This is a genomic window from Serratia sp. OS31 (assembly GCF_014164835.1).
In the GTDB taxonomy this organism is placed as follows: Bacteria; Pseudomonadota; Gammaproteobacteria; order Enterobacterales; family Enterobacteriaceae; genus Serratia; species Serratia liquefaciens_A.
In genome coordinates this window covers 21,065-27,391 of sequence record NZ_JACJFQ010000046.1, presented here as the reverse complement: position 1 = coordinate 27,391, position 6,327 = coordinate 21,065, and the positions used below count along the sequence as shown (strand labels likewise).

At 54.3% G+C, this 6,327-nt stretch carries 6 protein-coding genes; 4 read left to right on the top strand and 2 right to left on the bottom strand.

The features are described from left to right. Positions 1-170 precede the first annotated feature (170 nt). Entirely contained in the window at positions 171-521 is a 351-nt protein-coding gene (locus H5P17_RS24310; RefSeq protein ID WP_182825651.1) for a hypothetical protein, read from the top strand. 9 nt (positions 522-530) lie between these two features. Here H5P17_RS24310 and H5P17_RS24305 read toward each other — a convergent pair whose 3' ends face one another. After that, the gene (locus H5P17_RS24305) at positions 531-776 is read right to left on the bottom strand and encodes a hypothetical protein (protein WP_182825650.1); all 246 of its coding nucleotides are present in this window, start codon (positions 774-776) and stop codon (positions 531-533) included. A gap of 120 nt (positions 777-896) precedes the next feature. After that, positions 897-2,420 carry a nitric oxide reductase transcriptional regulator NorR gene (gene norR, locus H5P17_RS24300; protein ID WP_182825649.1) on the bottom strand — a complete coding sequence of 508 codons (1,524 nt, stop codon included), beginning with the start codon at positions 2,418-2,420 and terminating at the stop codon, positions 897-899. Between the two features lie 162 nt (positions 2,421-2,582). Between norR and norV the strand changes: the two genes are divergently transcribed. The 3 genes from norV to H5P17_RS24285 all read left to right on the top strand — a co-directional run bounded on the left by norV (position 2,583) and on the right by H5P17_RS24285 (position 6,298). Next, a complete protein-coding gene (norV, locus tag H5P17_RS24295) occupies positions 2,583-4,034 on the top strand; it encodes an anaerobic nitric oxide reductase flavorubredoxin (protein ID WP_182825648.1) in 1,452 nt (483 codons plus the stop codon). Continuing rightward, positions 4,031-5,188, top strand: a complete 1,158-nt coding sequence (gene norW, locus H5P17_RS24290; RefSeq protein ID WP_182825647.1) for an NADH:flavorubredoxin reductase NorW — start codon at positions 4,031-4,033, stop codon at positions 5,186-5,188. The genes norV and norW overlap by 4 nt, the downstream gene beginning before the upstream one ends. Before the next feature lie 153 nt (positions 5,189-5,341). After that, entirely contained in the window at positions 5,342-6,298 is a 957-nt protein-coding gene (locus tag H5P17_RS24285; RefSeq protein ID WP_182825646.1) for a Dyp-type peroxidase, read from the top strand. The last annotated feature ends 29 nt before the right edge of the window (positions 6,299-6,327 follow it).

The following is a 6,327-nucleotide window of genomic DNA, read 5'->3' as shown; positions in this document are numbered from 1 at the left end:
CATTTAGTCATCTTATTTAATTATTCAATTTAATATAACCATTAATTTATAACACCATCCTAACCCAAGAATAAAATAACGGTTGATATAGCATATGACTTGCGCTAATAATCAATCGATCTTCAAGGATGGGCATAATAAAAAATCATAAACTAAAAATGGAGTGTATTATGAAAACAATTGATTCTGCGTTGTTAGGGACTATCGCCGGCGGTCGCGGCAATAATGGCGGTGACCGTGCGGATAACAGCCGCAAAAATAGAGGGAAAAACAACGGCGGTAATCAGGGGCGTTCAGGCGATTACTATGCTAAAAACACCTCGGAAGACTGCATCAATGGCATGGTGGTCGGCGCGGCTTTAGGGGCATTCGGCGGATTGCCCGGGACAGCGATGGGGTTGGTTGGCGGTGCGGTGACCGGAGGCTGTTTCAAAGATGCTAACAGGGGCGGCGGTAACGTTGGCATGGGGAAAGGCGGAAATAAATGCGGCTCAAGTGCCGGCGGCAAGTGTTCCTGGTAGGCATTAAGCTTAAAGAAAATAACAGCGGGCAGGCCTTTCGCCGTTTTCAGGTGAACACATGAATAATAAAGCGCTAAAAATAATATCAGTTGTTATAGGTATATTTTTATCTTCTTCCTTGCTGAGCGGGGCCGGAGTAGGCTTTTCAACATGGTATCCTGCGCCGAGGGGAATTTCCGTCCTGTTGGTTTCAATTGGCTGCGCTGTGGCCATGGTAAGGTTGATATATTTAATAATTAAATTAATTTTCGGCAAGCCACACCAGGGAAACTGATTTATTTATTATTTACCACCATGTTCCCCTCCGTTAATGCAAGGCGGCAGTTATTCCCCTGCCGCCTTATTCCCTAGAAGCGTCTTTAACCGCAATCCAAATCATTTTATATTCAGGCGTTTGGCCAGCCGATGCAGGTTGCCACTGTCCAACTTTAATTTACGCGCCGTGGCGGCCCAGTTCATGTCGCATTCAGCCAAGGCTTTTTGAATCACGCTACGCTGAAAACGTTGCGTCATCGTGGCGAGATCGGCCTGAATAAGCGTCTCCGGCAGTGCCGGGTCGGGAACGTCCACCGATAAGGCCCCCGCTTGCAGATTAAAATGCGGCGGTAACAGTTCCAGCTCACCGCTGTTTTGCGCCGCGCGCGCCAAAATGGCAGCCCGATAGATCGCATGTTCCAGTTCGCGAATATTGCCTGGCCACGCATACTGCTCAAGTACCAGCAGCGCCTGGGCGGAAAGCGTTAACTGCGTCAGCCCCAGCTTAATGCGGCAACGCTCGCAAAAATATCCCGCCAGCAAGGCAATGTCGCTGCTCCGTTCACGCAGCGGCGGTACCGCAATCGGGAAGACGCTCAGCCGATGGTATAAATCCAGCCGAAACTGCCCCTCGACCGCCGCACGTTTAAGATCGCGATTGGTTGCCGCCAATACGCGTACATTAACTCGCTTTATTCGATCATCGCCGACCCGCTGCAGGTCGCCGTATTGGATCACCCGCAGCAATTTGGCCTGTAGCGACAACGACAACTCACCAATCTCATCAAGGAACAAAGTGCCCTTGTCCGCCATTTCAAATTTGCCGGCGCGGTGCTGAATAGCACCGGTAAATGCGCCTTTTACGTGGCCGAACAGCTCGCTTTCCGCCACGCTCTCCGGCAGCGCGGCGCAGTTAAGGTAGACCAGCGGATGGTCAGCGCGGGCCGACCCCTGATGAATCGCCCGTACCACCAGCTCTTTACCGACCCCGGTCTCCCCGGTGATCAATACGTTGAGTTCGGAGCCGGCAACAATGCCGATTTCCTGCTTGAGCTGTTGCATAACCGGGGCCAGCCCGATGATTTCACCGTTTTCTCTCGGAGTGCTGCCTCCGCCTGAGGCCAACGGCGTCAGGGCCTGGCTTTCTAACGCCTCCATCAGTAACGCATTGTTTAGCGCCCCCGCTGCCAAGGCGCTGACCAGCCGCAGTTCTTCATCGCTGAAGCGATCGAATTGCTGCGGGTTGAGGCTATCAAAGGTCAGCGCGCCGATTAAATCCTGTTCGGCAAACAGCGGTAATCCAATGCAGGCATGCACCTTGAGTTCGTCATGGCCAGGGATCAGCCCATCGTAGGGATCCGGCAAATCGCTATCCGCCGGGAAACGCACCACATCACCAGCGCGGGCAATGGCTTCCAGGCGCGGATGCGCATCCAGAGCGAAGCGGCGCCCGAGGACGTCCTGAGCCAGGCCATCGATGGCCAGCGGGCGGAATTGTTGACCTTCAAAACGCAGTAAGGCTGAAGCGTCACAGCGCAGCAAGCGGCGCAGGCTGTTGATTAACCGTTGAAAACGGTCGCCTTGCGTCAGCCCGCTTTGTAATTCGATAGCGATGGCGGCAAGCGATTGTATGGAGAGGGACATGCTTGTCATTCCGACACTGAGTTGTCATAAAGACAATGCTACGCCGATGTCAAAACGACATCAATGATTTAATAATCATTAAAAAACAATAAGATATTAGTTGGCACGCCGTTTGCTCACTACGGGTATCGAAACGTAATAACCGACAAAAAGGTAATGAGCATGGCAATTCAGGTAAAAAACAATATCCAGTGGGTTGGGCAACGTGACTGGGAAGTCCGAGATTTTCATGGGACAGAGTACAAAACCCTGAAGGGCAGCAGCTATAACAGCTACCTGATCCGTGAAGAAAAAACCGTGTTGATCGACACGGTAGACCATAAATTCAGCCGCGAGTTTGTGCAAAATCTGGCGGCGGAAATCGACCTTAATACCCTCGATTACATCATCATCAATCACGCAGAAGAAGATCATGCCGGGGCCCTGACGGAGCTGATGGCGCAGATCCCGGGCACCCCGATTTACTGCACCGAAAATGGTATCGATTCAATCACCGGTCACCACCATCACCCCGAATGGAACTTCCAGGTGGTGCATACCGGCGACAGCCTGGATATCGGCAACGGCAAACAGCTGATTTTTGTTGAAACCCCCATGCTGCACTGGCCGGACAGCATGATGACCTACCTGACCGGCGATGCGGTGCTGTTCAGCAATGACGCCTTTGGCCAGCACTATTGCGATGAGCATCTGTTTAACGACGAGGTGGATCAAAACGAACTGTTCGAACAATGCCAGCGGTATTACGCCAATATCCTGACGCCCTTCAGCCGGCTGGTGACGCCAAAAATTAATGAAATCCTCGGTTTCAATCTGCCGGTCGAGATGATCGCCACCTCGCACGGGGTGGTATGGCGCGATAATCCGACGCAGATTGTGCACCGCTATTTAGAATGGGCCGCCGATTATCAGGAAGATCGCATCACGCTGTTTTACGACACCATGTCCAACAATACCCGCATGATGGCGGACGCTATCGCGCAGGGCATCAACGAAGCCGACCCGCGCGTGGCGGTGAAGATTTTTAACGTGGCGCGACACGACAAGAACGACATCCTGACCCATGTATTCCGTTCCAAGGGCGTGCTGGTAGGCTCTTCGACCATGAATAACGTGATGATGCCCAAGGTCGCCGGGCTGTTGGAGGAGATCACCGGGATGCGTTTTCGCAGCAAAAAAGCCTCGGCCTTCGGCAGCTATGGCTGGAACGGCGGCGCGGTCGATCGCATTCAAACCCGCTTAATGGATTGTGGTTTCGAAACCACGCTGGCACTGAAGGCCAAATGGCGTCCTGACGGTGACACGCTGGAAATCTGTCGCCAACATGGCCGGGATATCGCGCGTCAATGGGCATTAACCCCCTTGCCTGCCACTGCCCCCACGTCGATAGCACCTCCCGCTCAGCCACAGCCTGAAAAAGCAGATAGCGATGCCGACCTGGGGCCTCGGATGCAATGCAGCGTTTGCCTGTGGATCTACGATCCGAAAGTGGGTGAACCTATGCAGGATGTGGCCCCCGGAACCTGCTGGCAAGACGTGCCGGATGACTTCCTGTGCCCGGAATGCTCCATGGGCAAAGACGTATTCGATCCGCTTGCTACGGAGGCAAAATGAACCCTGGCATTTTGATCGTCGGCTCCGGCTTTGCCGCCCGACAGTTGGTAAAACATCTGCGCAGGCAGGATGGCGAGATCCCGATTCGGCTGATCGCTGCCGACAGCTGTGATGAATACAACAAGCCGGAACTCAGCCACGCTATCAGTCAGCAGCAAACGGCTGACGCATTGACGCGGCAAACATCCGGCAGCTTTGCGGAACAGTTTCAACTGGCATTGCATCCAGATACCTGCATTAACGGCATCGATAGCCAACAAAAAAGAGTGCACAGCGGCGAGCAATACTGGCCTTATGACAAGCTGGTACTGGCGGTAGGCGCCTCGGCTATCGTGCCCAAGATTCCGGGCCACGAGCTGATGCTGACGCTCAACAGCCAGCAGGAGTACCGCGAAAACCAAGAAACATTGCTGCGGGCGCAACGGGTGCTGATCCTCGGTGGCGGTCTGATCGGCTGTGAGCTGGCGATGGACATGCAGCGCGCCGGTAAGCAAGTCACCCTGGTGGACAGGGCCGGTAGTCTGCTGTCCGCGCTGATGCCAATCGAGGCCGCCAGCCGCTTGCAATATTGCCTGCAGCACATGGGGGTTGAACTGCTGTTAAATCAGCAAATTACAGAACTGTCCTCACAGGAAAGTGGCCTGCGGGCGACGCTGAATAATGGCCGTACGCTGTGGGTCGATGCAGCGATTGCATCGGTAGGACTGCAACCGAACCTTGGCCTGGCGCGTCAGGCTGGTTTGCAGGTTAATCGCGGTATTCAGGTAAATAACCGCTTACAGACTTCAATGGCCGATGTGTACGCGCTCGGCGACTGCGCGGAGATTGGTGGCCGACTGCTGCCGTTCCTTCAGCCGATACAGTTCAGTGCCATGACCCTGGCGAAAAATTTGCTGGGTGCCACGGAAGAGGTGAAGCTGCCCGCTATGTTGGTCAAGGTGAAAACCCCCAACCTGCCGCTGCACATGGCGGGGGAAACTCATCGACAGGATCTGAGCTGGAACATTACCGCCGAACAGCATGGCATGATCGCCAAAGGCTTTGATCGGCAACGGCGGTTACGTGCCTTTATCGTTAGCGAAGAGCACATGAAACTGGCTTTCAGCTTGCTGAAGGAATTGAACGCATTAGCGGCAGAGGGGACTTCGGCCTGACGGTAGCCTAGCGTAATCGTACGCGCGCCGATGGCGATTTTTTTATTCGCCATCGGCCTTCTGTGACTCCACACGTCAACTGGGGTTAATCAGTTGGCGTGACCGCCAAAATAGATTAGTTTTAAGCTCTGACTCTCCTCGGCACTGGATGCTATGACTACCCAAAATCAACACCCTCAGGCTGTCTTCAGCCCCGTGACACGCCACGCCATTTTTTTGGTCGCGACTTTATCCGCCAACCCTGAACAGCTCGCTGCGGTGCGCGGCTGGTGTGCAGATATCAGCGGCGTAATTCGTTCCGTCGGTAAAAGATCCCCGGCGGGCAATCTGTCCTGCGTCTGTGGATTTGGCTCCACGGCCTGGGATCGACTGTTCGGCCAGCCCCGTCCGGCGCTGCTTCATCCATTTCGTGAGATAGGCACCGGCGACCGCGTTGCCGTTTCGACCCCTGGCGATATCCTGCTGCACATTCGCGCCGACGAGATGGATCTGTGCTTCGAACTCGCCACACAGTTGATGAACAAGCTTGGCGACGCCGTGACGGTAATAGAGGAAGTGCACGGTTTCCGTTATTTCGACCAGCGGGCAATGATTGGCTTTGTCGACGGCACCGAAAACCCCGAGGGGCACGAAGCGTTCGACTATACGGTGATTGGCGAAGAAGACGCCGAGTTTTCCGGCGGCAGCTACGTGCTGGTACAAAAGTACCTGCACGACATGAAAGGCTGGAACTCACTGAGCGTCGAAACGCAAGAGCGCATTATTGGTCGCCACAAGCAATCCAATATTGAATTGGATGAGGACGTCAAACCTTCGTCATCCCACAGTTCTCTGACGACGCTGACCGATGAAAACGGCAATGAAGTCAAAATATTGCGCGACAACATGCCGTTTGGCAAACCCGGCATGGGCGAGTTCGGCACTTACTTTATCGGCTACGCCCGTTCCCCCCAGCCAATAGAGCAAATGCTGGAGAATATGTTCGTGGGTCGACCGGCCGGCAACTACGATCGCCTGCTGGATTTCAGCCGCGCGGTCACCGGTAGCCTGTTCTTTACGCCATCGGCAACCCTGTTGGAGGCCCTGGCCGAGCGTAACGGCCCGCAATAATCGCTAATAGGAGGGAGACTGACCCAGCG